The 24,303-nt window shown below is 54.8% G+C and carries 23 protein-coding genes; 8 read left to right on the top strand and 15 right to left on the bottom strand.

Annotated elements, in window-relative coordinates; translation table 11 throughout:
- Positions 1–115: 115 nt before the first annotated feature.
- A complete protein-coding gene (locus K2F33_RS28125; RefSeq protein ID WP_263880208.1) occupies positions 116–988 on the bottom strand; it encodes a CAP domain-containing protein in 873 nt (290 codons plus the stop codon).
- 153 nt (positions 989–1,141) lie between these two features.
- On the opposite strand from K2F33_RS28125, the gene K2F33_RS28130 reads away from it, so the two are divergent.
- Genes K2F33_RS28130 through K2F33_RS28140 form a run of 3 tightly spaced genes read left to right on the top strand, consistent with a single transcriptional unit; the run spans position 1,142 to position 4,901 of the window.
- Positions 1,142–2,608, top strand: a complete 1,467-nt coding sequence (locus K2F33_RS28130; protein WP_263880209.1) for a spore germination protein — start codon at positions 1,142–1,144, stop codon at positions 2,606–2,608.
- Positions 2,609–2,634: 26 nt separating this feature from the next.
- The gene (locus K2F33_RS28135; RefSeq protein WP_212983269.1) at positions 2,635–3,771 is read left to right on the top strand and encodes a Ger(x)C family spore germination protein; all 1,137 of its coding nucleotides are present in this window, start codon (positions 2,635–2,637) and stop codon (positions 3,769–3,771) included.
- A 44-nt stretch (positions 3,772–3,815) separates the two neighbouring features.
- The gene (locus tag K2F33_RS28140; RefSeq protein ID WP_212983268.1) at positions 3,816–4,901 is read left to right on the top strand and encodes a GerAB/ArcD/ProY family transporter; all 1,086 of its coding nucleotides are present in this window, start codon (positions 3,816–3,818) and stop codon (positions 4,899–4,901) included.
- A 16-nt stretch (positions 4,902–4,917) separates the two neighbouring features.
- Here the strand turns inward: K2F33_RS28140 and K2F33_RS28145 are convergent, their stop codons facing one another.
- The 7 genes from K2F33_RS28145 to K2F33_RS28180 all read right to left on the bottom strand — a co-directional run bounded on the left by K2F33_RS28145 (position 4,918) and on the right by K2F33_RS28180 (position 12,365).
- Positions 4,918–5,691, bottom strand: a complete 774-nt coding sequence (locus K2F33_RS28145) for a class I SAM-dependent methyltransferase (RefSeq protein WP_212983267.1) — start codon at positions 5,689–5,691, stop codon at positions 4,918–4,920.
- 33 nt (positions 5,692–5,724) lie between these two features.
- Positions 5,725–6,195, bottom strand: a complete 471-nt coding sequence (locus K2F33_RS28150; RefSeq protein WP_373309541.1) for a GNAT family N-acetyltransferase — start codon at positions 6,193–6,195, stop codon at positions 5,725–5,727.
- A gap of 57 nt (positions 6,196–6,252) precedes the next feature.
- Positions 6,253–7,071 carry a GNAT family N-acetyltransferase gene (locus K2F33_RS33670; RefSeq protein WP_306433649.1) on the bottom strand — a complete coding sequence of 273 codons (819 nt, stop codon included), beginning with the start codon at positions 7,069–7,071 and terminating at the stop codon, positions 6,253–6,255.
- 111 nt (positions 7,072–7,182) lie between these two features.
- Positions 7,183–10,362, bottom strand: coding sequence for a bifunctional cytochrome P450/NADPH--P450 reductase (locus K2F33_RS28165; protein ID WP_263880210.1), 3,180 nt, complete (start codon positions 10,360–10,362; stop codon positions 7,183–7,185).
- A gap of 276 nt (positions 10,363–10,638) precedes the next feature.
- Positions 10,639–11,040, bottom strand: coding sequence for an RDD family protein (locus K2F33_RS28170; RefSeq protein ID WP_212983265.1), 402 nt, complete (start codon positions 11,038–11,040; stop codon positions 10,639–10,641).
- A gap of 195 nt (positions 11,041–11,235) precedes the next feature.
- Entirely contained in the window at positions 11,236–11,796 is a 561-nt protein-coding gene (locus K2F33_RS28175; protein WP_212983264.1) for an AAA family ATPase, read from the bottom strand.
- A 191-nt stretch (positions 11,797–11,987) separates the two neighbouring features.
- The gene (locus K2F33_RS28180) at positions 11,988–12,365 is read right to left on the bottom strand and encodes a DivIVA domain-containing protein (protein WP_076167836.1); all 378 of its coding nucleotides are present in this window, start codon (positions 12,363–12,365) and stop codon (positions 11,988–11,990) included.
- A gap of 271 nt (positions 12,366–12,636) precedes the next feature.
- Here K2F33_RS28180 and K2F33_RS28185 point away from each other — a divergent pair, with 271 nt between their 5' ends.
- Together K2F33_RS28185 and K2F33_RS28190 are read left to right on the top strand one after the other, a co-directional pair.
- Positions 12,637–13,593 carry a cation diffusion facilitator family transporter gene (locus K2F33_RS28185; protein WP_263880211.1) on the top strand — a complete coding sequence of 319 codons (957 nt, stop codon included), beginning with the start codon at positions 12,637–12,639 and terminating at the stop codon, positions 13,591–13,593.
- Positions 13,594–13,699: 106 nt separating this feature from the next.
- Complete coding sequence (locus K2F33_RS28190) at positions 13,700–14,269, top strand: TraR/DksA C4-type zinc finger protein (protein WP_076167840.1); 570 nt, start codon at positions 13,700–13,702, stop codon at positions 14,267–14,269.
- 107 nt (positions 14,270–14,376) lie between these two features.
- On the opposite strand, the gene K2F33_RS28195 is transcribed toward K2F33_RS28190, so the two are convergent.
- From K2F33_RS28195 to K2F33_RS28215, 5 genes are all read right to left on the bottom strand, one after another.
- Positions 14,377–15,381: a Gfo/Idh/MocA family protein gene (locus K2F33_RS28195; protein ID WP_076167842.1), complete on the bottom strand. Its 1,005-nt coding sequence runs from the start codon at positions 15,379–15,381 to the stop codon at positions 14,377–14,379.
- A 27-nt stretch (positions 15,382–15,408) separates the two neighbouring features.
- A complete protein-coding gene (locus K2F33_RS28200) occupies positions 15,409–15,771 on the bottom strand; it encodes a replication termination protein (RefSeq protein ID WP_076169519.1) in 363 nt (120 codons plus the stop codon).
- Between the two features lie 550 nt (positions 15,772–16,321).
- Positions 16,322–17,485, bottom strand: coding sequence for an acyltransferase (locus tag K2F33_RS28205; protein ID WP_263880212.1), 1,164 nt, complete (start codon positions 17,483–17,485; stop codon positions 16,322–16,324).
- Between the two features lie 166 nt (positions 17,486–17,651).
- Positions 17,652–18,434: a pirin family protein gene (locus K2F33_RS28210; protein WP_412973950.1), complete on the bottom strand. Its 783-nt coding sequence runs from the start codon at positions 18,432–18,434 to the stop codon at positions 17,652–17,654.
- Between the two features lie 144 nt (positions 18,435–18,578).
- A complete protein-coding gene (locus K2F33_RS28215; protein WP_076167846.1) occupies positions 18,579–18,968 on the bottom strand; it encodes a DoxX family protein in 390 nt (129 codons plus the stop codon).
- Positions 18,969–19,296: 328 nt separating this feature from the next.
- Here K2F33_RS28215 and K2F33_RS28220 point away from each other — a divergent pair, with 328 nt between their 5' ends.
- Complete coding sequence (locus tag K2F33_RS28220) at positions 19,297–19,590, top strand: hypothetical protein (protein ID WP_263880213.1); 294 nt, start codon at positions 19,297–19,299, stop codon at positions 19,588–19,590.
- The gene (locus K2F33_RS28225; RefSeq protein WP_076167850.1) at positions 19,544–19,831 is read left to right on the top strand and encodes a hypothetical protein; all 288 of its coding nucleotides are present in this window, start codon (positions 19,544–19,546) and stop codon (positions 19,829–19,831) included. Before K2F33_RS28220 ends, K2F33_RS28225 begins: the two co-directional genes overlap by 47 nt.
- 44 nt (positions 19,832–19,875) lie before the next feature.
- Here the strand turns inward: K2F33_RS28225 and K2F33_RS28230 are convergent, their stop codons facing one another.
- The gene (locus tag K2F33_RS28230; protein WP_373309538.1) at positions 19,876–20,445 is read right to left on the bottom strand and encodes a general stress protein; all 570 of its coding nucleotides are present in this window, start codon (positions 20,443–20,445) and stop codon (positions 19,876–19,878) included.
- Between the two features lie 89 nt (positions 20,446–20,534).
- On the bottom strand, positions 20,535–23,042 hold the full coding sequence (gene hrpB, locus K2F33_RS28235; protein WP_263880214.1) for an ATP-dependent helicase HrpB: 2,508 nt from the start codon (positions 23,040–23,042) through the stop codon (positions 20,535–20,537).
- Between the two features lie 177 nt (positions 23,043–23,219).
- Between hrpB and gluQRS the strand changes: the two genes are divergently transcribed.
- Positions 23,220–24,200, top strand: coding sequence for a tRNA glutamyl-Q(34) synthetase GluQRS (gluQRS, locus tag K2F33_RS28240; RefSeq protein WP_263880215.1), 981 nt, complete (start codon positions 23,220–23,222; stop codon positions 24,198–24,200).
- The last annotated feature ends 103 nt before the right edge of the window (positions 24,201–24,303 follow it).

Genomic DNA, 24,303 nt, shown 5'->3' on the forward strand with positions numbered 1-24,303 from the left:
TACACCAAAAAAACCGGCGGAGCGCCCCGCCGGTTTTTCCCCAACCCTATGCCACAGCATCCCTGGATCATCCTGAAGAGCTGTGGTTCACTGCACTATGCTTCACTTCCGCTGTTCATCCTGTAAATTCCTGCACCCACTCGTTATTGTAAAAGGCGATCCCGATATGGGTGTAGCTTTTGTTCAGGATGTTGGCTTTGTGTCCCGGGCTGTTCATCCAGTCCTGCATCACCTGCTGAGGGGAGGTCTGCCCGTTGGCGATATTCTCTCCAGCCGAGTTGTACGTAATCCCGTATTCCTTCATCATGTCGAAGGGAGATCCGTGAGTCGGGGAGTTATGGTCAAAATACTTGTTGTCATACATGTCTTTGGCTTTGGCCATTGCCATGTTGGACAGTTTGGAATCCATGCTGAGTGCACCCAAACCTGCTTTGGAGCGTTCCTGATTCACCAGATCGAGCACTTGTTGAGCATATGCTGAGGCATTGCCACTCGCAGAGGTCTGCTGATTGTTTGTACCCGAAGGAGCCTGGTTCCCGGTTCCTGCGGAAGGAGCCTGGTTTTTGGGGGTACCCGCAGGGGCCTGATTGGCCGGCGTTCCCGTTGGTGTTCCCGCTGGCGTACCGGTTGGCGTTCCCGTTGGAGTTCCCCCTGGGGTGGTTGGAGCTCCGCTCCGCGTCCCGGCTGGCGTTCCCGCAGGCTGCTGCGGTGAAGTTCCGGGTACCGCCCCTGGCTGCTGAATCAAATTAAGCAAATCCGAGGTCAGGTCATTTTGATTGACTTGTTTGACCGTCAAATGGGATTTACCCGCTCTGTCCGTAGACGTTGATGAGGCTGAAGTGACGATTTTTCGGGTCGGAGCCGCTTGATGGATATGGCTTGCACGGTTCGTCTGCTTGGTAGTCACCTGCTGGCGCGCCGTTGAAGCGCCGTGATCCGCGCAGCCTGTAATCAATATCAGAACGGCGATCATAACGATTTTTTTCATATGACGAGTGCTGCCTCCCTAATACGGTGGAATGTAAGATACCGACTTAATTTTTCCGCAACAAGGGGGATTTATACCGCCAAAGTATGCTTATCGGGTGTTTGGGTATAGTATCTAAAAATTAGTGATTATCCCAGCGGAGAAGAACATGCCATGAATTCAACCAGCCAGAGATCAACCAGCATCGATCCGAATCTGCGGCTCAGCCCCCATTTGGTCAACAATGAACACACGCTAAAAACAATGTTCGAGCGCTGCTCGGACGTCATATTCCGTGATGTTACCCTGCAAGGAGATACCAAGCTGCTGCTCATTTACGTGGACGGCCTGATTGACAAGGATTTCATCCAATCCGTCATCCTTAAGCCTTTAATGTACGAAGGCATCCCTCAGGGGATCGGCCCCATTGACAGCATTGCGCAAATGTGTGATCAGCAGCTGTTCGCGGTACTGCAAACGAAGAAGGTCAACACGTTCCACGATGCGGCAGATGATATTTTAAAAGGTAACTTGGCCATTCTGGCGGACGGGGAAGCTTCTGTCCTTCTAACAAATGTCTCACAATTTGAAGCAAGATCGATCGAGGAACCGTCTACGGAAGCATCCCTGCGCGGAACGCGGGAGAGCTTCACCGAAACGCTGCGGACGAACACGACGATGCTGCGCAGAATCATCGTCACGCCAAACCTGAAGATGGAATCCTTTCACATCGGTAAACTGACCCAAACCGAGGTTGTACTTGCCTATATTGAAGGAATTGTGTCTGCTTCGATGCTGGATGAAATTCGCTCAAGGGTTCAGCTGATCGATCTTCAAGGCGTGCTGGAATCAGGCTACATCGAAGAATCCATTGAGGACACCAACTTCTCCCCTTTTCCGCAAATGCTGAGCAGCGAGCGGCCGGATGTCGTATCCTCCGGACTGCTGGAAGGACGGGTGGGGATCCTGGTGAGCGGGTCGCCAATCGCTCTGATCGTGCCGATGACGTTCTGGGACGGCCTGCAAGCCCCTGACGATTATTACGAACGGTTTATGTATGTCACTATGAATCGGTGGATCCGATATTTGTTTGCCCTGTTCGCCATCCTGTTTCCGTCGGTTTATATTGCACTGACCACCTTTCATCCGGAAATGGTCCCTCCCAAGCTGATGCTAAGCATTACGGGACTCAGGGAACAGGCTCCATTTCCAACCGTCATCGAAGTATTTATTATGGAATTTATGTTTGAAGGGCTGCGGGAGGCCGGGATTCGGTTACCCCAGCAAATCGGCCCGCTCGTCAGCATCGTCGGTGCCCTGGTTATTGGACAGGCTGCGGTACAGGCCGGGATCATCTCGGCGCCGATCGTCATCGTCGTATCCGCTGCCGGCATATCGTCGTTTGTGATCCCCCGTTACCGGTTCGGCTACCCGATGAGGATGCTGCGCTTCCCGCTGCTCGTACTATCCGGAATTTTCGGGCTTTTCGGTACGGCGATCGGCATGATCGCCATCTTGTCCCATCTGATTCACCTCAGTCCGTTAGGGACGCCGTATCTTCAGCCCGTTGCCCCAACCAGGAAGAGCAGGGTGAAAAATGTATTTTTACGTTGGCCGAGACAACGTGCAGATAAATCTTGAACTTGATGGATAAGGCGGAAGGTACAATGAAAAAAAATTTGCTTTTTTTCTGCTTACTGTTTCTGTCAGCTTCGTTGACCGGCTGCTGGAACCTGAAAGAGCCCAATCAACGTGCTTTTATTATCGGCGTCGGAATGGACATGACTGAGGACAAGGAGTTGGAGATCAGTTCCGAAATCGCCGTACCCGCGGGTTTGGGCAGCAGCCAGGTGACGGGTGCGGGTAAGAAAAACACATTTACGGTCGTGAGTGCGAAGGGAAAGGATTTTATGGATGCCGGGCAGCATATGCAGGCTGAGCTGTCGCGCTCCTTGTTTTATGCTCACCGTCAAACAATCCTGATCGGTCAGCATATGGCCGAAGAGGGGGTGGATAAGTATCTCGACATGGTCGTCCGCAACCCAAAATCGGAAATCCGTTCCGTCGTACTCGTTGTTAAAGATGGAACCGCGAAGGAAGTGATCAAAGCCGAGCCTACATTTGATCCATTCATCAGTACGACACTGGGCAGTCAGCAAAATGCCCTTGGCATGAAGCCCTACTACTTCCGGATGTTATTATGCGATGCCTACAGCGAAGGAACCCAGCCGATTGTGCCTGCCATCACAGCGGATCCTGCCAGAGGTTACGTATACACTGGTTCGGCCATCCTGAATAAAGATCATGGTCTGAAGCTCGTCGGTTTCCTCGATCCGGAGGAGTCGATGTACGATAACTGGATGATGGGTAAGCAAAAAAACCTCACGTTCACCACTCTCATCGGAAAGGAGAACAAGACGATCAGCTTAGCAGTTCAATCCCTAAAGCACCGCACACACATAAAAATGGTTAAAAACAAGCCGCAGATTTACATATCGCTGCACGGCACCGGCAGCATAGTTGAAAACAATTCGCCACTCGATCCTTCCAAGGACGATGATTTCAAAACAATTCAGACCAGGCTGAGCCAGGAAGCGGAGGAGAAGGTTCGCAAACTGGTGGATAAAGCGCAGCACCAATATAAGATCGATATATTTGGAATCGGGGAACAAGTGCACAGGCAGCATCCAGAGGTATGGAAAACGCTCAAGCCTCATTGGCACGAAACGTTCCCCGAACTGCCGATCACTGTATCGGTTCATCTCCGGTACAGGGATCCGGGGCAAACCAATTCTTCGCTGTAGATCATCAATAATCAGGGGAATCACATCGGAAAGGGGGAGAAGCGATGAAGCTGACCGGATCGCAAATTTTTTGGACCTTAAGCACAGTGGAAGTCGTCATGGCCGTCTGGCTGAGAGTGTCGCCTGCTATCGAAACAGCCAAGCAGGACGCGTGGATGTCCATGATTATTGCGGGAGCGATCGGGCTTGCCACCACGTATCTGGTCATGCATGTCAGCCTGCTCCATCCCGGAGAAACCTTAACGCAGTTCAGCCGTAAGCTGCTTGGCGGCTGGATCGGAAGAATCGTGATCCTTCCCTATTTCGTGGCTTGGCTCCTGTTATCCGGGGATGTGCTCCGATCCTTCACGGATTTTATCCATCTGACGATTCTGGACCGGACTCCCATCTGGATTCTCATGGTCATGATTATGGCTTTGGCCGTTTATCTGACCGGCATCAGCGGGATTACCGGCATCGGCCGGTTTTGCGAACTGGCCGGACCCGTGACGTTCATTGCGCTGGTACTCACCTTTTTGCTGAACATCACGAACACGAAGCTTCTTCATATTCTGCCGGTCGCCGGCGATACAAGCTGGCAAGAGGTGTTCAAAGCATCGCTGTCGCCCGCTTCTTTTTTGGGGGAATCGTTTATGCTGCTGGTCCTTCTCGCGTTTATATCCAGCAACAAAAAAATAATCATCAAAGCACTGTCGAGCATCGCGTTCACCGCCATCATGGTCACGTTGGCCACGGTGATGGTGCTGCTCGTGTTCGGCCCCTACGTTGGAATGGAGCTGAGGTTCTCTTACTTTATGCTGGTACGCAGCATCAACATCCTGAACTTTATTCAAAATGTCGATGTGCTCGTGATTTTCATTTGGATTTTTGGCGTCTTCGCCAAGATCTCCCTTTACTTGTTTATCACGAGCTATGAGATGGCCCAGTGGCTTCAAGTGAAAAATTGGAAAAAACTCATATGGTTTTGTGCACCAGCCATCTTCATCATCGCGCTGCTGATTCCGAATGAAGAGACCATTATCATGATTCAGAAGCTGTGGGAGCGGATAATCATTCCGGTCTGCGCGATCGCCATTCCGCTCTTTCTGTGGATGATAACAGTCATGAAGCGTAAAATCGCGAAACAATGAAATCTGCTCGCTCCATCTAGGACTTGGCTGCCGTCACGATCGGCTGGTAAAACCCGGACTCCTCGGGCATGACCCACTCCACACGCTGGAATCCAGCCTGCTGCAAAAAGCTGTTCAGCTCGCTTCGCTGAACTGCCCGGTACACGGCTGCATAGCTCTCCGTCTTCCAAGACTCTAATTGATCCTGCAGTATAAACTGCCGGGTCGTATATGTCGATCCGTCTTTCGACCAATCCCACACCTGGAACACGATTCTCTTGCCTTGATCCAAAATTCTGGGCTGGGTCGCACGGGGCCGCTCGCGGATCAGGCTGTCATAGTCGCGGATCGTAATAATGACCATGCCGCCTGGCACGCATTTATTGTAAAATTGCCGGCAGGCGTTCAGCAGGTCTTCGTCCGTAAGCAAATGCGGCACCGCATTGTCGGCGGAGAAGACGACGTCAAAGGTACCGGCGACATCCTGATCGAGCGTCCTGAAGTCCGCTGTTCCGAATTGGATCGACACTCCCATAGTCTCCGCTTCCCTTTTCGCTCGCGCCACGGAGTCCGGACTAAGGTCGGTTGCCGTCACATCGAATCCGTGCCGTGCTAACCCTAAGCTTTGGGTTCCGATGCCGCATGAGGCGTCCAGCAGCCGAATCTTGCTGCTTCCTGGACGATTCAACCGGGAGCGGATCCACCGGTCCCAAAATTGTCCCTGACTGGACACCGTATGTTTCCAATCTTCGTAAATCAAATGGTATGATTCAGACATACCGTCATAGAAATGCTGCGTAGACGGCCCCATTCATGATCCCTCCTTATTGTCCCGTGATTCATCCTAATCCAGCGTTGTTAAATCATAATGGATAAACTGTTCGTCCCGAACGTATCCGCTTTGTTCGTAGAGCTGCTGGGCACGTACATTTGTTACCGCCGTGGACAAGGACAGCCCCTTCGCCCTGGCCAGCTTGGCGTACCGCTTGGCCGCTTCAAGCAGCAGACGGGCGATTCCCTGCTTGCGGTATTGCTCCCGTATGTACAAATCGTTCAAAATATAGGACCGTTTCATAGAGATGGAGGAAAACACCGGATACAGCTGGGTAAACCCAGCGATCCGGCCCTGCTTCACGTCCTCGGCGATCAGGATGACCGATTCCCGGTGTTCTATTCGTTCGAACAAGAAGGCGGCCGCCCCTTCAACGTCCGTCTCCTGACCATAAAATATCCGGTATAAGTCAAAAATGGCGGCAAGCTCGTGCAGATCCTCGAGTCCCGCCTCCCGGATCGTAATGCTTCTTTGGAACATCATCTGCTTCCTCCTCATCGTGTATTACTTGTACGTGGTATGGCCATTCCATTCGTAATCTTAAGCAAGCGTCCGGTCCCCCCGCGAATTAGGCTGGGAGTAGACCATAAATTCGACCGGCTCCGCAGACCGGTTCATGACCTGGTGCACCGCTCCCGGCTGTATCCTCATTCCCTGATGGGCAGATAACGTATGCACCGAACCTTCGACTTCAATATCGAGTGTGCCAAACAACACGAAGAAAAACTGCCCCGCTCTGGCGTGATAATGCCTTTGCTCACTTGTCCCCGGCGGCATCCTCTCGTGAATGATGCTTACCGTCTCTTCATCAACCAGCCGCCATCCGTCACAATCGTTCCCCCATACATAATGCTCCGCGTTGTCTTTGCTGATCATACCGTGTTGACTCCGCATTTGTTTGCTCATGATATACCAGCCATCCGTTCGTTCAGGATATTCATGCTCCTCAGCGATTTCATAGCCCAGCTTCCGGTAGAACCGGAGGTTTTCTGGAAGCGACAACCTGACTCCCAGCCGAATCTCGGAATAACGAAGCTGAGCAGCGAGTTTCTCGAAATGCTTCATGATGGCCTTGCCCAATCCCCGGCCGCGGGCTTCAGGAATGACGGATATCCTCCCGACGTACAAAAAGGATTCACGGAAGAAATACTGCGCCGATCCTACAGCCTTGTTACCGGACCAAACCAGGAGGGCTCCGCCCCCATGTTCGCTGATTTTGCTCAGGATCGTTTCGGTATTTTCCGACAGAGCGCCTGAGGGCGGATGGAGCCGGCCCCGATATTCATCAAAAGCCAGCATCATCGTCTGGTGAACGAGCTCTATTTCATCCGTGCTCGCGGTTCTGATTTCATAATTCACCTGGTTTGCTCCTTCCTGAGTGTCCTGTTCCTCGCTTCCATCATATATTTGCCCATGGTAAGGAAGCAATCAGTAAAATGAAGCTTGCCCCGAAATCCGACCGCCGGGAGTTCAACCTGCCCATACGTCCTTCACATAGTTTCCTGCCGATTCGAGCCCGGCAAGCCACCCGGCTGCTTCTTCAGGGCTCGCTCCGTGTTTGTCCCGATAGGAGCCCATCAGCGTCTCTTCTACTTGGGGTGCCATCCGGGAGCCGTCGCCGCAAATGTACAGCTTAGCCCCGGCCTCGAGCAGCTTCAGCAGCAGCTCGCCGTCCTGCTTCATCAGATGCTGGACATAGCATTTATCCGTGCCCTCCACTCTGGAGAAAGCCGTATGAAGCGTCACCACGCCGTCCTTTTCCGCCTGCTCAAACTCCTCACGGTATAAGTAATCATGCTCCGGATGTCTGCAGCCAAAGTACAGATGAGCTTCGCCCAGTACCTTTCCTTCCGTTTGCAGGGCCCGTCTCGCCTGGATAAAGCCTCTGAATGGAGCCACGCCTGTGCCCGGCCCTACCATGATCATCGGTGTGGCGGGATCCTCCGGCAGCACAAAGCCGGATTCAGGAGATCGGACGAACATCAGCACTTCGGCCCCAGGATCCTGTTCGGCCAGGTAGTTGGAGGCGATACCGAGGTACTCTCCCTTACCGCTCCATGCCTCACCCCGAACGACACCGACTGTAATGCTCTCAGTGCCTGGGCTGACTTTGGGCGAGCTGGAGATGGAGTAGTATCTCGGCTTAAGCGCCGGCAGCAGCTCCAGAAAACGCGCAAACGGCAGCTCGCAAGCTTCGTACTGCTCAAGCAGGTCAAGCATCGTAACCCGTTTCGCCCGAATGTTAGTTTGGAACGCGCCTTCCTCAAGCATGGCCTCCAGTTCCCGGGCATGCGGCGGACATACCGTGTTCGATGCCAGCTCCCGAATTTGGGCACGGGTGGCCGGCTCCTGCAGCTCGACGCTGCGTGCCAGCAGTTCGTCCAGCCGGATCGGCACTCCTGTCTTCAGGTGAGCGCTGTGTTTTCCGTCTGCCGTCAGAATCAGGTGCGCCGAGCCGTCCAGCTGGAATCGGCGGAGCACCCGCCGCACCAATGGCTCAGGATTGACCGGGAGCACGCCCAGATGATCCCCTTCGCGATAAGCCGTACCCTCCGGCAGCGCAATTTCAATGTGCTGCGTGACTCTTCCGCTGTCTGCTTGCTGAAGATTGCAGCTGCGCACGATCCGACCGGATACGGCATGGTAGGTCTCCGCAAGAGGCACGGCAGCCACCCCCTGGACAAAGCGCAGCGACAGCGTGCTCCGCTTGGTGTCGCGGACGTCCGAGACCGGGAGTCCCAGCGCTGGCATCAAATCCGGCCATAAGCGCTCCGTCCAGTCGTCCACTTCCCGTTCAAAATCGCCGCTGGCATCGCTCTCCCCGCGCGGAAGGAGCCGCTTTCCCCCTTTGGCGGCCAGCTGTTCATCAATCAGGCGCGGGATCCGCTGGTACGTGCTGGCCCAATTGTGATCCCCGCAGCCGAATACGGCGTAGCGGACGTCCCGGATGGCGGAAGGATCGGCGGTTTCCAGCCATTCCATAAACGACTTGGCGTTGGAAGGGGGCTGGCCGTTATAGGACGCCGTTACGATAATTACCGCCCCCTCCTTCGGAAGCGCGCCGGCATAGTCATCCAGGGGACCGACCTGGCTGTCGAATCCCTGGTACCTCGCGCGGTCAGCCACCTCCCTGGCGATGCCTTCCGCGGTGCCCAGATTAGAGCCGTACAGGACAAGCAGCGGCGTATGATGTTCATTTGCAGCCAGGGATGCCGGCTTGGTGGATTCGCTGACAGCGGCTTCCACGGTCTCGGCGCTCCCGTAACCCACTGGAATCAATGCGCCTTTGCGGCTGCGGACACGGATCCGGAATCCATCCGGTTTTAGCGTAAGCGTCTCTTTAACCTTGAGTTCGTAGTGGCCGGCGTCCGCCAGGTCAAAATACTTCAGCACCAACCCCAGCACCAGCGTGGCTTCCTGCAGGGCGAACTGCTGGCCGATGCACGCCCGCTGGCCGTTGCCGAACGGCTTATACGCATCATGCGGAACCTTGCTAGGATCCTCGAACCGCTCGGGTTTGAATACCTCCACGTCATCGCCCCAGACGCGCACGTCCCGGTGAAGTCCCGGAATGAGCACCGTCACGCTGTTGCCCTGCTGGATCGGATAGGTTCCCCCAATCATCGTATCTTCTTTAGCGTACAGCGAGAAAGCCGGTGCTGTCGGCCATAAACGCAGGGACTCGCTAAGTACCATCCGGACATATTTCAGATCCCTTACCTGTTGATACGTCGGCACGGGATCTTTCAAAACCCGGTCCACTTCTTCCACAGCCTTGCGCAGCTTATCGGGGTTTTTCATCAGAAAATAGATCGCAAAGGAGAGCAAACCGCTGGTCGTTTCATGCCCCGCGATCAGGAACGTGATCATCTGATAGCGGATATTTTCATGATCCAGCCGCTCCCCCGTATTTGCATCAACACCGTCCAGCATATGTGCAAGCAGGTCATCCTCATCCCCGCCATGCGCCTTACGCTCCCGGATCAATTCATCGACGAGTGAAAACATCGTCTGAATATCCTCTTGAAACTGCCGCTTCTTCCGGATCATAAACATATCCTGGATGCCCAGCCGGTGAAGCTGGTTCATCCCTTCGTCAAGCGCACGTACCATGGCATCGATAAAGGGGTGATTGTTTTCCCGGTAAAAGCTGTTAAAACGGTAACTAAACCCGCACAGCCCGATCGTGTCGAGCGTCAGACGGGTCATATCGGCAGGAACGTCCACCGTTTCGTCCGGGTTCAGCCTTCCCCATTTTTGAATCAACTGCATGGCGATATCCAGCATTTTCGTATGATAACCCTGCATGGCCCGCTGGCTGAAGCTGGACAGCAGAATGTTATGGGCTTTTTTCCAATTGGGTTCCTGGGTTGCGCTCGTAAAGAGGCCGTCACCGGCAAATGCGCGCACGTTCTGCAGCGGAGCCCAGATCCTTTTGTCAAAACGCTTTTCGTCGCAGGCGTCCTTCACATATTCATGGCCGGACACGTACAGCTCCCTGCGGCCCCCGGGATATTGGAACTGAAAGATCGGCCCGAGCTCCGCGGCGACCTTCACCAACGATTGCACCGGTGCGGCGGAATCCAGCAAAGGCAGATTGCCTAAAGGTCCGTAGGTTTTAGGTTGAGGCACCTGAATGGTTTGCGTCATGGTTATTCCCTCCATCATCCTTGTTTTTTCTCTTTAATCCAGCCCGATCGGCGGACCGGTAACCGCTCTAAAAAATACCAACTGACCAAAATAGTAATCCGGTCATTTTATAAGAAAAAAGGAGGATTTGACGGCTGCTGGCTGCTTACGCCTGACAACGCTGTCCTATCCTACCTTTTACCCTATCATGATATGATTGTCCCGCACATCAGCCAGAGGTCCGGAATTCACCGGCAAGGCGGCGTGCTTCCTGTTACTTTTCAGCCAGGACATTGTTCAGTCATATACGACTTCCGTCCCGGCAATAAAGTCATGAATCGACCGTTTATCTTCACGCAGCCCCACCATAAAAGCACTGACGATCGCGCAAATGCCTAAGCTTAGACCATACACGAGGCCGGCGACGACGTTCCGCAGCAGCATGGTCCCGATTCCGGGGGGCTGGTGATCGCTCACCTTGCGGATCCGGATGTTGCATATCCTTTTGCCCACCGTATAACCGTTCCAGAATACAGGCACGAGCAGTGAATACAAACCGCTGATCGTATCGGAAATCCAATCCTCGTTTCCCCATTTTCCCGTAATCATCCACACCACAATCATGATCGGCAAGCCAACGAGCAGCCCATCCACCAGCGATGCCCCAAGCCTGATCCAAAAACCCGCATTCCGATTCATTCCGCCTCCTCCTTCTCGTACCCCAAGTTTTATTCATAGTACTTCGGCGCTTTGGCGGTACATTCTTTACTTATGCGACGGCATGACCATTGTTTCTTCCATGCGCCCTTCCAGCAATATGCTGCTTATATTTAAAGAACGTCACGGAGAAGAAAAAGTTACTGGATTGCGGCAGCTTGCAGCCGTAGTGAAACACTATAACCCGAATTCATGCTTAATCTGGCGCGCCACTTCTTCTGCGCTCAAATCCGTATTGTTGATTCTCAAATAGTTCTCCCGCTTGATCTCGCCATCATATGAATTTAGCCGGTATTTTTCCATCGATGTCTTCAGCTCATTTTCGGACCACTCCGTGTTCCGTTTCGTTGGCTTATGCTGCAGCCGGTTTGGGCTAAGATTGCGGGAGAGCCGCTCGTCTAGATCAGCCTCCAGCTCAACGAAATACACTTCCGCGCCCCTGGATTCGAATATCCCGCAGACCTCCTCCACATAATCCCAATCCGCCTTCATGTCCAGCGCCCATACAAACGTGAAAATAAGGCCGGCAAGGTCGCTCTTGGCAACCTCTTCAAAGATCTCCCTCCGGAACAGTCCAACCAGCCGTTTCCCGGCTTCCGAACCGTAGCTGAAAAACGGCGAAACCAGCTCAATCGTCATATGGTTATGAAAAAGCTTCAGCTTCGTTATTTTTTCGAGTTCCTGTCCTACGGTCATTTTGCCTACGGCCTGCGGGCCAAAAATAAGGATGAATTTCATACGGTCCCTCTCCTTTACATTTCGCGTGGTTGGATGAATTCAACAGGGACGGCTCATTTTCCTTGACTATCGGAGCATAGATGCAAAAAATACACTTCCCGTTTTGAGCGCAAACATAAAAAGCCCTCCGAATCATGATTTCTGTCCATGATATTCGGAAGGGCTCTCGCAGTATGTCTGTATGTAATGGATTAATCGACGAAAAAGTCAGGATCTGGCCTGATCTTGCTTTTGAGCTGTCTAAGGTTGTACTCCATTTTCAATACGATATCCTCTATCACCTTCGGATCGATGGCAAAACGGTCCGGTTCCGGCCGTGAGCCTGCCTTCAAGTCGCGCAGCGTGATTTGCTGCTCCTGCCATTTATCCATCAGATCGGAAATGATCGCATAAAACCGCTCGTAATCGCTTATGACTTCATCCAGGTAGGCATCCACCTCTTCCGGATCGTAACCCCGAAGCTTGTTGCTGAACACCTTTTCATGGATGGAAAGTGCATCCAGATGAATGCCCAGCTGCTTGAACAGCTTCTTCTGTTTATCCAATCGGCGCTGCATATGTTCATCCATTTGACGAATACCTCCAAATCTCTAGCCCCGCAAAGGGAGGATGTCCTGTATTACTCCCACACCCTATATTTTTTATATCACATCCTTGCCTGGGATGAAAACCGTTCCCCGCTTTTTTGGAGAATGTTCCAAAGAAAAATGGCCATCCTAAAGGATGGCACAAATTGACACAAGCGTGAAATATGTTATTATATGAATAGATGCTCATATGTTAATATTAATTAAAACCATGGATGCAATTTCGCTTTGTATTCAAAAGGAGGAGCCGCTTATGGCACACGGTCATCATCACCATCATTCCCACTCAACCACTCACGAACATTCACACTCGCACTCGCATTCGCATGCACACGGACCGGCAGATTATAACCGTGCCTTTCTGATCGGTATCGTGCTCAACACGGCCTTCGTCATTTTGGAGGCAGCTTATGGCCTGATCAGCCATTCCCTTTCGCTCGTAGCCGATGCCGGACACAATTTAAGCGACGTCCTCGCTCTCGTGCTGGCCTGGGTCGCCAGCCTCCTCGTCCGAAAGAAAGCGACGGAGCTGCGCACGTACGGTTACCGCCGTTCCTCCATCCTCGCCGCCCTCTTCAATGCCCTGTTCCTGCTCGCGGCGATCGCGCTCATCGCTTGGGGCGCGATCAGCCGCCTTATCCACCCGCAGCCGGTCGACGGCGTGGACGTCATCTGGGTGGCGGCTGTCGGCATCCTCATCAACGCGTTGACGGCGCTGCTGTTCGTTTCCGGACGCCGGGGGGATCTGAACGTCCGGGGGGCGTTCCTGCATATGGCTGCGGACGCCGGCGTATCGCTCGGCGTAGTCATCGCAGGGATCGTCATTTCCGCAACGGGCTGGCTGTGGGTCGACCCGGTCGTCAGTCTGCTGATTGTGCTTGTTATCGGCATCAGCACCTGGGGGCTGCTGAAGGATTCGCTTAATATGGCTCTCGACAGCGTGCCTCCGGGCACAGATATTGCGGCCATCCGAAATTACTTGACTTCCCTGCCCTGGGTCAAAAGCATGCATGATCTGCACATCTGGGGCATGAGCACCACGGAAACGGCGCTCACGGCACATCTCGTGGTAACGGAGCCCTGCAACGGCGATGAATTTCTGCAGCAGGCAGCCGCCGAGCTGCGCGAGCAATTCGGTATCGGCCATACCACCTTACAGCTCGAGATCGGTGATCTGCCCTGCGCTCTGGACGGAACGGATACCGTCTAGATCTGTTAAGCTGGAGCGGACGGACACGGCATGATTGCTCCCCGCGCCTTTAGGGTAAGGAAAGAGTACAGATACCTTATTCTACTGTCAGAAGGGAGTCTTATCCATGAGTCATTTAACCCATGATCAGCAGCAGGAGCTCAAATCAGCACTGCTGGAACGCAAAAAGGAGCTGGAACACCACTTTCACGCGAATGGTGAGGACAATGCCCTGCTGGGCGACTCGCTCGCCGATTCCACAGGCGAGCTGTCCTCTTACGATAATCACCCCGCCGATGTGGGCACGGAGGTGTTCGAACGCGGCCGGGACCTGGCCGTCAACGACACGCTGCAGGATGAACTGGAACAGGTCGACAGCGCCCTTGGGCGCATGGACCGCGGGGAGTATGGCCAATGCGTCGAATGCGGCCGAGACATTCCGTTCGAGCGTCTCCAGGCGATCCCGTACACCGCTTATTGCGTGGAGCATACGCCGAATCGGGACGTCAGCAGCGACCGGCCGGTCGAAGAAGAGGTGATCACTCCGCCGCCATCCGGCGCAGGCGAGAACCGGCAGCGCTATGACGGCCGTTTTGATGACGCGGACGCATGGGAGTCCGTCGAAGAGTACGGCACGTCTAACACGCCGGCCATGGCAGCCAAGCGTGACGTCACCGATTATGATGAAGGCATGTAAAGCCGGTACACACGAACCGAAGCCCCGGGGATCTCTACCAGAGAACCCGGGGCTTTTATTGTCCTGTGTCTTGTGTCTCGCCTCCCGAAGTGCTTACAGATGAACGCTTACTGCAGGAAAACCTTCTGTTTCGTCTCGGCTGACTTCAGGCACGCTTCCACAACCTTCATGTTCCGTACCGCATCTTCCGGAGGATAAGGGAGCGGCGTTCCGTCCAATACCGCTGCGGCAAAGGCGTCGGCCTCCAGCATGAAATGGCTCAGCACACCGAAGCGTTCCTCCCGCCGCTGATCCCCAACATGGACGATAATCTGGGCCGGCTCCTCGCTCTGCTCCCAGCCAAATGCAACCGGCAGCTCGATCCGTCCTTGCGACCCGACGATCTCCAGCGTGCACCGGGGCGCGGCCCACATGCCGCAGTCAAAGGTCAGCCCGACGTCGTTCGGAAACTCCACCAGACCGGTTGCCATGACGTCCACATGATCGTGTTCCGCCGAAAACAGCGCCTGGACCGACACGGCCAGCGGCTCCTCGCCAAGGATCATGCGAGCCGCCGAAATCGGGTAGCCGCCAACATCATAGATGGCCCCGCCGCCCATCGTTTTTTTATACCGCACATTCTCCTTATTTTCGATGTGGTTGTACGTGAAGCACCCGTGAATGGCCCGGATCTGGCCGATTTCGCCTTCCTCGATGATTTCCCGGACCCTGCGATGCTTCGGATGATACCGGTACATAAACGCTTCGGAGAAAATCACCCCCGCTTCCCTGCACGCTTCGACCATTTCGGAAGCTTCTTCGGGGCTGAGCGCAGACGGCTTCTCGCACAGCACGTGCTTGCCGGCTTTTGCCGCCTTGATCGTCCACTCTTTATGCAAATGGTTGGGAAGTGGAATATAGACCGCATCAATATCGGGATCCTTCAGCAGTTCTTCATAGGTTCCATACGCCTTCGGTATATTAAACTGTTCCGCCGTATCTTTGGCTTTGGCGTAATCCCGGCTGGCCACCGCCGCAATCTCGGCGCGTCTGGCGTTCTGGACGCCGGGAATAAAAGCGCTTCTCGCGATACTGGCCGTGCTTAAAACCCCAAAACGCAGCTTTTCCTGCATCCCCTACGCCTCCTTCCCTTCCGGGTCTTATTGGTAATTGTCGTTAACCGCCTTGTGCAGAATGCCAAGACAGCGGTCCAGATCGGTTTTGACCTGTTTTTTATACAGCTTGGCCTTCTCGGCTCCATCGTCTGTAAAGTGGTACAATACAATTTCCTGAAAATCCACCCGCGGATCGCTGCCCTTCAGCTGCTTGGTCCGGTAGAAAATGCCCTCCTGCACCAGTTCGTGCAGGGCTCGGTAAATCTCGCTCTGCGGTGGAGAATAGCCGTAGCTCTTAAACTCCTGTCTCAGCTCCTCCAGCATCTGATAACCATATCCGCGGTGCTGCTCCACCATCGTAATCAGGTAAGCTTTAATAAATGCCCGCTGGGCAATCATAAAGGCCATGCCAGCTTCCTCGCTTTCTTCCCTATTTCCTTCATTAACCAATTTACCTCCATTATAAACGACTATTTTCCAAATCGCATAGCATGAAGGTTTCACTTTGGGAAAATCTGCGGCAAATTAAATGCAACGGGCTTACTGAGAATACCGTGGAACGGGATTGAACCGTTTTCCGGGTCCGTTTTGGATCAGAGTAGATCGGTCTGGAACGGTCTAAGTCGGTTTGGCGCCTTCCTTTTTACTTGGACTTGAATGAGTTAAGTACGCCGGGCATGGCAGAATGGCTCCAAAGGTGCAAGATTCGGTGCGCGTTGGGCTTATTCTATTGTGAATTTTTCATATGTTGAAATTATGTAATTATGAGGTTGGCAAATAAGTAAGCCTTGGATCCGCCGGGGCAGAACTCAAGGCTTTTTGAGAATTCAAAGCTTTTTTTAATGATACAAGGTGTTTAAGCGATTGGGTCGCAAGGTGCGATTTATCGCGGGCGATGCCGGGCTGCTGGGATGCTTGTCCACTCGCGTTGGTGGATCGCTGGATCAGCTTACTGGAATCAGGCTGCTTTTGGCGGGCTTGTTTTTTTTCTCAAGGAAGAGACCCCAGCCGTCCACTTGCCGAATGGCAGGTAAGATAAAACCACGATGAGGAGATACGACAGCAGCACGCAAATGATGAAAGACATCAGCATCCGCACTGCCACGTTCCATCCCGCAAACCACCAGGCATCAAAGGAATACGTATAGCGCAGCATGAGGGCATGAGCCAGATAAGTGCCGTACGAATATTTACCGAGCAGGGACATCGCCCGCTGCGCCCGCGGACCTGCCTGACGAGTCCATTGGAGCGCGTATCTGTAAATGACGAAAACCGAGCTTACCAGAAACACCGCAATCAACGGACGCAGCAGCGAAACTGCATTAAAATTGATGTTCAGCCCGTCCGCCGTTTGGAAGCTGGCCACCAGCTTATACGTAAAATATCCGAACAAGATCCAAAAGACAGCCGTATAAATAACTCCGCCTTTCTCTACCGCCCATCTCCACCGTTCGGGGTACATCCCCGCTGCCGCCCCAAGAATAAAATAAAACATGAAGTAGACGAAGTTACGATCGGCGTAGGCCGTAAAAAACGGCGTCAGAAACGGAATATCCGCTTTTGTCAGCAGAGCGCTGATATCCGGCCGGAAGTACAGCAGCACCAGATAAGCCAAACCGCTGAGCACCAGCAGGGCCGTCCACAATCGATGCGGAGCAGCCTGCATGATCCGGCGGATCAGCATCCGAAAGACAGGGAACAGCAAATAAAACTGCATGATCATGACCACGTACCATAAATGATAACTGTTCTTACCGGTGAACAGCATCATCGCCCATTTCCCCCATTGTTCGGGAGACCCGAAGTTCCACTGCTGACTGATGCCAAAATAAACAGCCGACCACAGGATGTAGGGAACCAGTACATCGCTGAACCTTTTTCGCATAAAAACGCCATACCGCAGCGGTCCGTCATAATTGTAGAACAGCACCATCCCGGTGATGAAAATGAAAACGGGCACCGCAAACTTAGCTGCCATCAGCAGCAGCGTCATGATAACCCCGTCCTCCATGGCCACCCCGCCGACGATAGAGTAGTGGGCGATCGCATGCTGCATGGCCACAGCCAAGAAGGCCAGCCCCCGCAGCAGTTCTATTTCCAGTATTCTCGCTTTCTTTGACATACTTTCCTCCTGGTGCTTAAAAAGATCACTTTCCTGACCACAACTCATTTTCTTTACTTTACCCTTTTCCATCCTAAACGAAAAAAAGAACGCCTGCCAGAAAGAATTGGCAAAGCGTTCTTTGGAACTTACAGCCTGGCTGATAATACGTACCGAGGCCGCATCGTTAATAGCGTTTAGGAAGCAGCGCGTAATCCACGCGTTCCGGAACTTCAATCAGCAGCATCCGAAGCGGGCCTTCCTGGGCCTGAACCGTGATTTCTTCGTCATGATCTGTGCTTAGCAGCATAAAGTCGCGCGGATCAAACGTTTCGTCATGTACGCCCGGAAGCTCACCGCTCCAGCGGCCGCCGCCCCGAAGCGCGAGCGCAGCCAGCGCCCGCCCCTTATGAAGGATCTGGCTGTAGGTGCCGCCGGCTTCCAGCTGAACGTCCCACATTCCGGCATCCACGCTGAGCTTAAGCGGAGCGTCTCCCCCTACGATCTGCTTCACGGTGCCGCCGGCCGTTTCCGTTACCGGAAACTGTTCGTGCTCCCATTGCTCGTAAGACGGTTCCCGCTTGTTCGATACTTTCAGATCCGGCTCAAACCAAATTTGAAAGCTCTCCATATCCGGACCGATCAGACGCTCTTCATGGCTGACTCCGGACCCCGCCCGGATGAGCTGGGCTCCGCCGGAACCAACCGTGCTGCGGGTACCGAGGGAATCCCCGTGTTCAGCCTTCCCTTGGATGACGTACGTCATAATTTCAAATCCAAAATGGGGATGAAGAGGAATATGTCCTTCCTCCGGAGTGTGGGCCCATGCCCAATAAAACAGCGGGCCGATCCGGTTTATGACCGATCCCTCCCCAGAGAAACCGATCGGCTTCTGCTCTGTGATCTTTCCTCCGTCAAATGCTCCGCGTCCCTGCATCGAGGGCAAATAGCGCCGTACATGCATGCTCATCCCATCCTTTCCTACCTTTTGTTAAATTTACATCCATCACGATTCATCTAAATGATTGACTTGCATATCCGTTACTAACGAAACATCCAATTCAATGGAGTACACACCCGACCACCACACTTATATATTTTACGATAGCTGTCCTTACTGGAACAGGCTGTATGCACCCGGACCGGTCAATGCCACGCCGACGACCGCGGCGATCAGGATCAGATTATACTCAAATCCGTTCGAGGTCGCCCAAAATCCGTTTTTGCCATGGACGGTGACGATGGCGCCGATCATCGTTACAGCAATCATGATCGCCGCGAGCGGAGTCCAGATCCCCGCAGCAAACAGCAATCCACCTGCAAATTCAAAGATTCCCGTAATCAGCGCCAGTAAGAAAGCCGGCTTCAAGTTCATCGATGCGAGCCACCCGGCTGTCCCTTTTAAGCCGCCTCCGCCAAACCAGCCGAACAGCTTCTGCGCGCCATGCCCGGCAAACGTAAGTCCAATCACCAAACGAATAATCAACAATCCCCATGCAACCATTTTTAACAGCCTCCATTTTTTAAATTTAATTTTCTTAATATTGAGATAATAGTTTAAAAAAAAGCATCGTCCTTTCCAAACAACCCTCCGCTGTATCTTCTAACAAACTTCCTTCATTCATCCCGCTAATATCGGCATAACCGCTGCATTAGATCAGCCTCATTTCTGTTTGGTAAATATCTTAAATTTAAGATAATTCATAATTCGTTTTTTGTCAACACCTGATTTACAAGTTTCTTTGCGCCTTAGAGTCTATACTAAGTGAACCTATCCGATGCATAGCATCTTAAGATCCAGACAACAATATTCCAAAAAGACAGGGGGTGTAATGATGGACAGCAGCCGTAAGATGGCCGGAAGTGCCGCTCCGAACGCCTCCTTGCAAAAACTGATCAGGCATGAGACGCTGGGCATCATCAAGTCCGAGACCTTGGCGCAGCTCGTTTCCGACTCCGCTCTCATCGATCTGCTGAAAATCAGCGCCCAAATGCGCAAATCGGTGCTCGAACAGCTTCACGACGTTTTTTACGGGCAATCCCAAGCGATTTCATCCTCATTCCAAGCAGGTGACGACCATGAATCCCCTTCTGGAGAGCCTGACCGGCCTAAAGGCGCTCAATGACCAATATATTGCAGCCGACCTGATGCAGGATACACAAGTCCGGATTTCTCTACTTGCCCAGTGCCTGTTGGAAAATCCGCCGCTTATTCAGGACAGTATAGCCAACGAGCTGCAAACGGCTATTGAATTTTTGCAGCGGCTTACGGAGTACTGCGTCCGTAAAGCCTGGATTCTGCCGGACGCTTCGGCACAGTGGGAGCAGGACCTGAAGTGGGCTTATAAGGCCGTTAAAATGGTCTGAACGTAAAAAAACGGCCCCCTGAAGGAGCCGTCTTTTTTATGCCATTACGGGCGAAGGTGATCGTTATCGGTCAAGGAAGCGGTATCGTCGGTCACGAGTCCGAGATCCCTATTATAGCGCTCGGCATTCAGCGAACGGTTTCGGTTGAATACATCGTAGATGTCACGGTCGCGGCCTCTGGCATCGACGATAACCAAAATTTTACCCTTATCCACATAAGTTTCGTACTCTTTGGCCTCGTCCTCCGGAATACCAAGGCCGATCAAGCCGCCGACGAGTCCGCCGGCACCGGCACCTACCGCAGCACCGGCCAGCGTCGCGGCAATCGGGCCTGCCGCAAGAATCGGCCCGATTCCCGGGATGGCCAGTGCGCCGATCCCCGCCAGCAGCCCGGCCACGCCGCCAAGCATACCGCCCGTGGCTGCACCGGCGGCCACGCCTTCCGGCGCCTTCGTACCGGTATCTTCCGTAATCGTCTGCAAATCTTCCCGGTCCCTCGTTACGACGGAAATATCCTCAGGCGGGAAACCGAAATCCTGCAGTTCGGTGATCGCCCGGGACGCTTCCTGCTCACTCTCAAAAACGCCAACAATTTTTTTGCCATGATCCATCATGTTCACCCTCCATTCATTGTTGTTATGCCTTCTATTACCCCTGCCCAGAGGTTTGCAAACAACAATGAACCGATTGTGAGACCATAACATTATTGGGGCCTGGTTCTCCTTGTCGGTACGGCCTCGAGCGGGTCGTCCGGCCAGTAATGCTTGGGATAGCGGCCCTTGAGATCCTTTTTGACGTCAAAATACCCCTGCTTCCAAAAGCTGGCCAGGTCCGAAGTCACCTGCACCGGCCGCTGAGCCGGGGACAGCAGGTGCAGGGTTAGCGGCGTCTTCCCCTTGCCGATGCGCGGCGTTTCATGCCATCCGAACATTTCCTGAAGCTTCACGGCAAGCACCGGCTTGGCCGGGTCGCTGTAGTCCACCGGGATTCGCGAACCGCTCGGTACGGTGATGTGCGTCGGCGCCTCCTCATCCAGCTGCTTCCGCTGCTCCCACGTCAGGCTCTGTTCAAGGACGGCGGACATATGCAGCCGCTGCAGATCGCTCTTTTTCTTCATCCCGTGCAGGTATGGCTGAAGCCACTCCCGCAGGGTCCCGGAGAGGGTCTCTCCGGAAAAATCCGGCCAGTCGGCATGCATCAGATGCATGAATTGCAGACGCTGTCGAAGCTGTGTTGACGGCTTGTTCCACGGCAGGATATCCAGACCCTCGACGGCAATGCCGTCCAGCAGCGCTTCGGCTACGGCCTCTGACGGCGGCGCGGGGTCCGGCGATTCACGGAGGATGACTGCTCCCAGTCTCGTCACCTGCCTTGCTTTGACCCCCTGGATTTGCCGGTCCCAGGCGATCGCTCCTTCCCGGATGATGTCGTCCTGATGAAGTGCGAACAGCTCCTCCTCCGGAAGAGGTGCGGCCAGAAGCACCCGGCCCTCCGCCCCTTTGACGTCATCCACGCTGGCTGCCACAATATACGGCGCACGGCTCAGCAGTTGAACCTGCCCGATCTCTACACCCCTTCCCGAAGTCAACAGAAACCTGCCGTTATCCCGGTTCTGTCCGATCCGGTCGGGATAGGCCAAGGAGAGCAGCGGACCCGCGTATTCTTCGTTGATCACCGCATCGGCATCCAGATCCATTGAAGCGCGGATACCGCGGATTTCCTGCTCAATACGGCGGATTCGCCCTTCGTCCGCAAGGCCGGACAGCGTACCCCGGCCGCCGCGCATCCACGCAGCTACGGCTTCGGCCCGCTTTCGGATATCGACGTCCCGGTCCATACTTTGTCCCTGGAACAGGTCCCGTTCCTGCAAAAGGGCTGCCAATATGGCCGCCAGCAACCCATGTCCCTGCGCGGCACCCAGCAGCACCATCCGCGACAGACGGGGATGCATCCCGGCTGCGGACATCTTTTTCCCCAGTCCGGTGATCCCGCCTCCGCTATCAAGAGCTCCCAGGCGCTTCAACAGCTCTACCGCCTGCCCATACGCCGCTGCGGGCGGCGGATCAAGCCACTGCAGGCTGAGCGGGTCTTTCACCCCCCAGGCTGCAAGCTCAAGCGCCAACGGGGCGAGATCGGTCTGCAGAATCTCCGGCGTACTCCGCTCTGGGAGAAAGTCCTGCTCTTCCCGGCTCCACAGCCGGTAGGCGGTCCCCCGCATCGTCCGCCCGGCGCGGCCTCTCCGCTGATCCGCCGATGCCTTGGACACCTTGACCGTTGTGAGTCCGGACATGCCGGTCCGCGGAGAAAACATCTGCGTCCGCATCAGCCCGGCGTCGACCACGATCGTGACCCCTTGGATCGTTAAACTCGTTTCCGCGATCGAGGTGCTGAGGATGATCTTCCGGCGCCCCTGCCTGTCCGGAGCTACGGCTTCATCCTGCTCCTGCTGCGGGAGCTGGCCGTGCAGTGGACGGATCACACAGCCCGCGGGCAGCCCCCTCTGCTCGAGTTCCCGGCGAACCTGTCCGATCTCCCTTGCGCCGGGAAGGAACACGAGCATGTCCCCGTCATGGACGGACAAGGCCCTCGAAACGACCGCAGCCACGGCCTGATGAAGCGGGGTGCCCGCCGCCGGCGGGGCATAGACCGTCTCGACGGGATACTGCCTGCCCGCGCAGTGAACGACCGGCGCTCCGCCCAGCAGCGCGGCTACCGGCTCCGCTTCCAGCGTGGCCGACATGATCAGCAGGCGCAGGTCCTCCCGCAGGACCGCCTGGGATTCCAGCGCAAGCGCCAGCCCCAGGTCGCCATGAATGTTTCGCTCATGGAACTCGTCAAAGATGATCATGCCGACGCCGCCAAGCTCCGGATCGCGCTGCAGCATGCGCGTCAATATTCCTTCCGTCACGACTTCGATCCGTGTGGACGCGCTGGTCTTGCTGTCCATCCGGACCCGGTAGCCGACGGTTTGGCCGACCTTCTCGCCCAGCTGCGAGGCCATATAAGCGGCGGCCGACCGGGCCGCAAGCCTGCGCGGCTCCAGCATGACGATTTTTTGGCCGTCCAGCCAGCTTTCATGGAGGAAGGCGAGCGGGGTTTGGGTCGTTTTGCCTGCTCCCGGCTCGGCAATCAGCAGCGCCGACGTGCGGCGGTTCAATATTTCTTTCAGCTCCGGCATGACCTGAAGTACCGGCAGCTCCAATTCTGTCATAATTCCACCCGTTTTCTCTTTATGTAAGGTAAGGATCGGGCCCTGACGATCGCCCGACTACGCTGTATCCCTCTATTATAAAGCCTGCATGCGCTGGATATCTATTCAGGTTTGCTATAAAATGTATCCATTCGGATTGACCGACCTGACTGATGATTGGGGAAAGGAGACAGCATCATGAACCCAACCAACCCGAAGCTGCGCGGACGGTTTGCCCCGACCCCCTCCGGGGAAATGCATATCGGCAATGCCTGGACAGCCCTGCTGGCCTGGCTGCAAATCCGCTCCGGGCACGGAAGCTTCATCCTCCGCATGGAAGACATCGACAAGCCCCGGTCCAAGCCGCATTTGGCCCGGCAGATCCTGGACGACCTGCGCTGGCTTGGCATCGACTGGGACGAGGGCCCCGACGTCGGCGGTCCCTATGCTCCCTATACGCAAAGCGAACGGCTTCAGCATTACGAGGATGCCTTAGGCAAGCTGCAGAAGCAGGGCGCCTTGTACACCTGCTTCTGCAGCCGGGCCGATCTCCTGTCCGCGGCCAGCGCACCGCACGGACTCGCCGCGGAAGGGCCGGCCTATCCCGGCACCTGCCGGAATCTCAGCCCGGAAGAGAGGGAGGCCAAGGCCAAGCTGAAGCAGCCGTCCATCCGGTACCGGGTCGGGGAGGTGCCGGTGACATTCATCGACGGCGTCAGCGGACGGCACAGCTTTGATCCGGCAGCCACCGGCGACTTTATCGTTAAGCGGGCGGACGGCATGTTTTCCTACCAGCTGGCTGTCGTCGTGGACGACGCCATGATGCAGGTCACGCACGTTCTGCGGGGCGCCGACCTGCTGGATTCAACGCCGCGGCAGATCCAGCTCTACCAGGCGCTGGGCTGGGAGATTCCTGCCTTTGCCCACGTTCCCCTGTTTATGGGAACGGATGGCAAACGCCTGGCGAAGCGGCACGGGAACACGAGCCTGGCGGCGCTTCGGGAGCAGGGGGTATCCCCGGCCAAGCTTACCGGCTGGCTGGCCTGGATCGGCGGACTCGTGCCCACGCCGGGCCCGGCCGCTCCCCAGGAGCTGATCGGCCGGTTTGATTTGAGCCTCATTCCAGCCGAGCCGATCGTCATAACGGAAGACCTCCTTGCCCGGTTGTACGAAAGTTAAAGGGGTGCCTGTCCTGTTATACTATGCCCCCCGCGGCCGCAGCGCCCGCTTGCTTTCGCTTTCGCACAGATCGCACGATACGGGCGCAACAAAAACGGCAGCT

It is taken from the genome of Paenibacillus sp. PSB04 (genome assembly GCF_025809195.1).
GTDB classification, from domain to species: domain Bacteria; phylum Bacillota; class Bacilli; order Paenibacillales; family Paenibacillaceae; genus Paenibacillus_AQ; species Paenibacillus_AQ favisporus.

What these genes read in the sequence shown, in the direction of transcription:
- K2F33_RS28125 (WP_263880208.1), bottom strand. Translation starts at nt 988, where the DNA reads ATGAAAAAAATCGTTATGATCGCCGTTCTGATATTGATTACAGGCTGC.
- K2F33_RS28130 (WP_263880209.1), top strand. Translation starts at nt 1,142, where the DNA reads ATGAATTCAACCAGCCAGAGATCAACCAGCATCGATCCGAATCTGCGG.
- K2F33_RS28135 (WP_212983269.1), top strand. Translation starts at nt 2,635, where the DNA reads ATGAAAAAAAATTTGCTTTTTTTCTGCTTACTGTTTCTGTCAGCTTCG.
- K2F33_RS28140 (WP_212983268.1), top strand. Translation starts at nt 3,816, where the DNA reads ATGAAGCTGACCGGATCGCAAATTTTTTGGACCTTAAGCACAGTGGAA.
- K2F33_RS28145 (WP_212983267.1), bottom strand. Translation starts at nt 5,691, where the DNA reads ATGGGGCCGTCTACGCAGCATTTCTATGACGGTATGTCTGAATCATAC.
- K2F33_RS28150 (WP_373309541.1), bottom strand. Translation starts at nt 6,195, where the DNA reads ATGATGTTCCAAAGAAGCATTACGATCCGGGAGGCGGGACTCGAGGAT.
- K2F33_RS28165 (WP_263880210.1), bottom strand. Translation starts at nt 10,362, where the DNA reads ATGACGCAAACCATTCAGGTGCCTCAACCTAAAACCTACGGACCTTTA.
- K2F33_RS28170 (WP_212983265.1), bottom strand. Translation starts at nt 11,040, where the DNA reads ATGAATCGGAATGCGGGTTTTTGGATCAGGCTTGGGGCATCGCTGGTG.
- K2F33_RS28175 (WP_212983264.1), bottom strand. Translation starts at nt 11,796, where the DNA reads ATGAAATTCATCCTTATTTTTGGCCCGCAGGCCGTAGGCAAAATGACC.
- K2F33_RS28180 (WP_076167836.1), bottom strand. Translation starts at nt 12,365, where the DNA reads ATGGATGAACATATGCAGCGCCGATTGGATAAACAGAAGAAGCTGTTC.
- K2F33_RS28185 (WP_263880211.1), top strand. Translation starts at nt 12,637, where the DNA reads ATGGCACACGGTCATCATCACCATCATTCCCACTCAACCACTCACGAA.
- K2F33_RS28190 (WP_076167840.1), top strand. Translation starts at nt 13,700, where the DNA reads ATGAGTCATTTAACCCATGATCAGCAGCAGGAGCTCAAATCAGCACTG.
- K2F33_RS28195 (WP_076167842.1), bottom strand. Translation starts at nt 15,381, where the DNA reads ATGCAGGAAAAGCTGCGTTTTGGGGTTTTAAGCACGGCCAGTATCGCG.
- K2F33_RS28200 (WP_076169519.1), bottom strand. Translation starts at nt 15,771, where the DNA reads ATGGCCTTTATGATTGCCCAGCGGGCATTTATTAAAGCTTACCTGATT.
- K2F33_RS28205 (WP_263880212.1), bottom strand. Translation starts at nt 17,485, where the DNA reads ATGTCAAAGAAAGCGAGAATACTGGAAATAGAACTGCTGCGGGGGCTG.
- K2F33_RS28210 (WP_412973950.1), bottom strand. Translation starts at nt 18,434, where the DNA reads ATGAGCATGCATGTACGGCGCTATTTGCCCTCGATGCAGGGACGCGGA.
- K2F33_RS28215 (WP_076167846.1), bottom strand. Translation starts at nt 18,968, where the DNA reads ATGGTTGCATGGGGATTGTTGATTATTCGTTTGGTGATTGGACTTACG.
- K2F33_RS28220 (WP_263880213.1), top strand. Translation starts at nt 19,297, where the DNA reads ATGATGGACAGCAGCCGTAAGATGGCCGGAAGTGCCGCTCCGAACGCC.
- K2F33_RS28225 (WP_076167850.1), top strand. Translation starts at nt 19,544, where the DNA reads ATGAATCCCCTTCTGGAGAGCCTGACCGGCCTAAAGGCGCTCAATGAC.
- K2F33_RS28230 (WP_373309538.1), bottom strand. Translation starts at nt 20,445, where the DNA reads ATGATGGATCATGGCAAAAAAATTGTTGGCGTTTTTGAGAGTGAGCAG.
- hrpB (WP_263880214.1), bottom strand. Translation starts at nt 23,042, where the DNA reads ATGACAGAATTGGAGCTGCCGGTACTTCAGGTCATGCCGGAGCTGAAA.
- gluQRS (WP_263880215.1), top strand. Translation starts at nt 23,220, where the DNA reads ATGAACCCAACCAACCCGAAGCTGCGCGGACGGTTTGCCCCGACCCCC.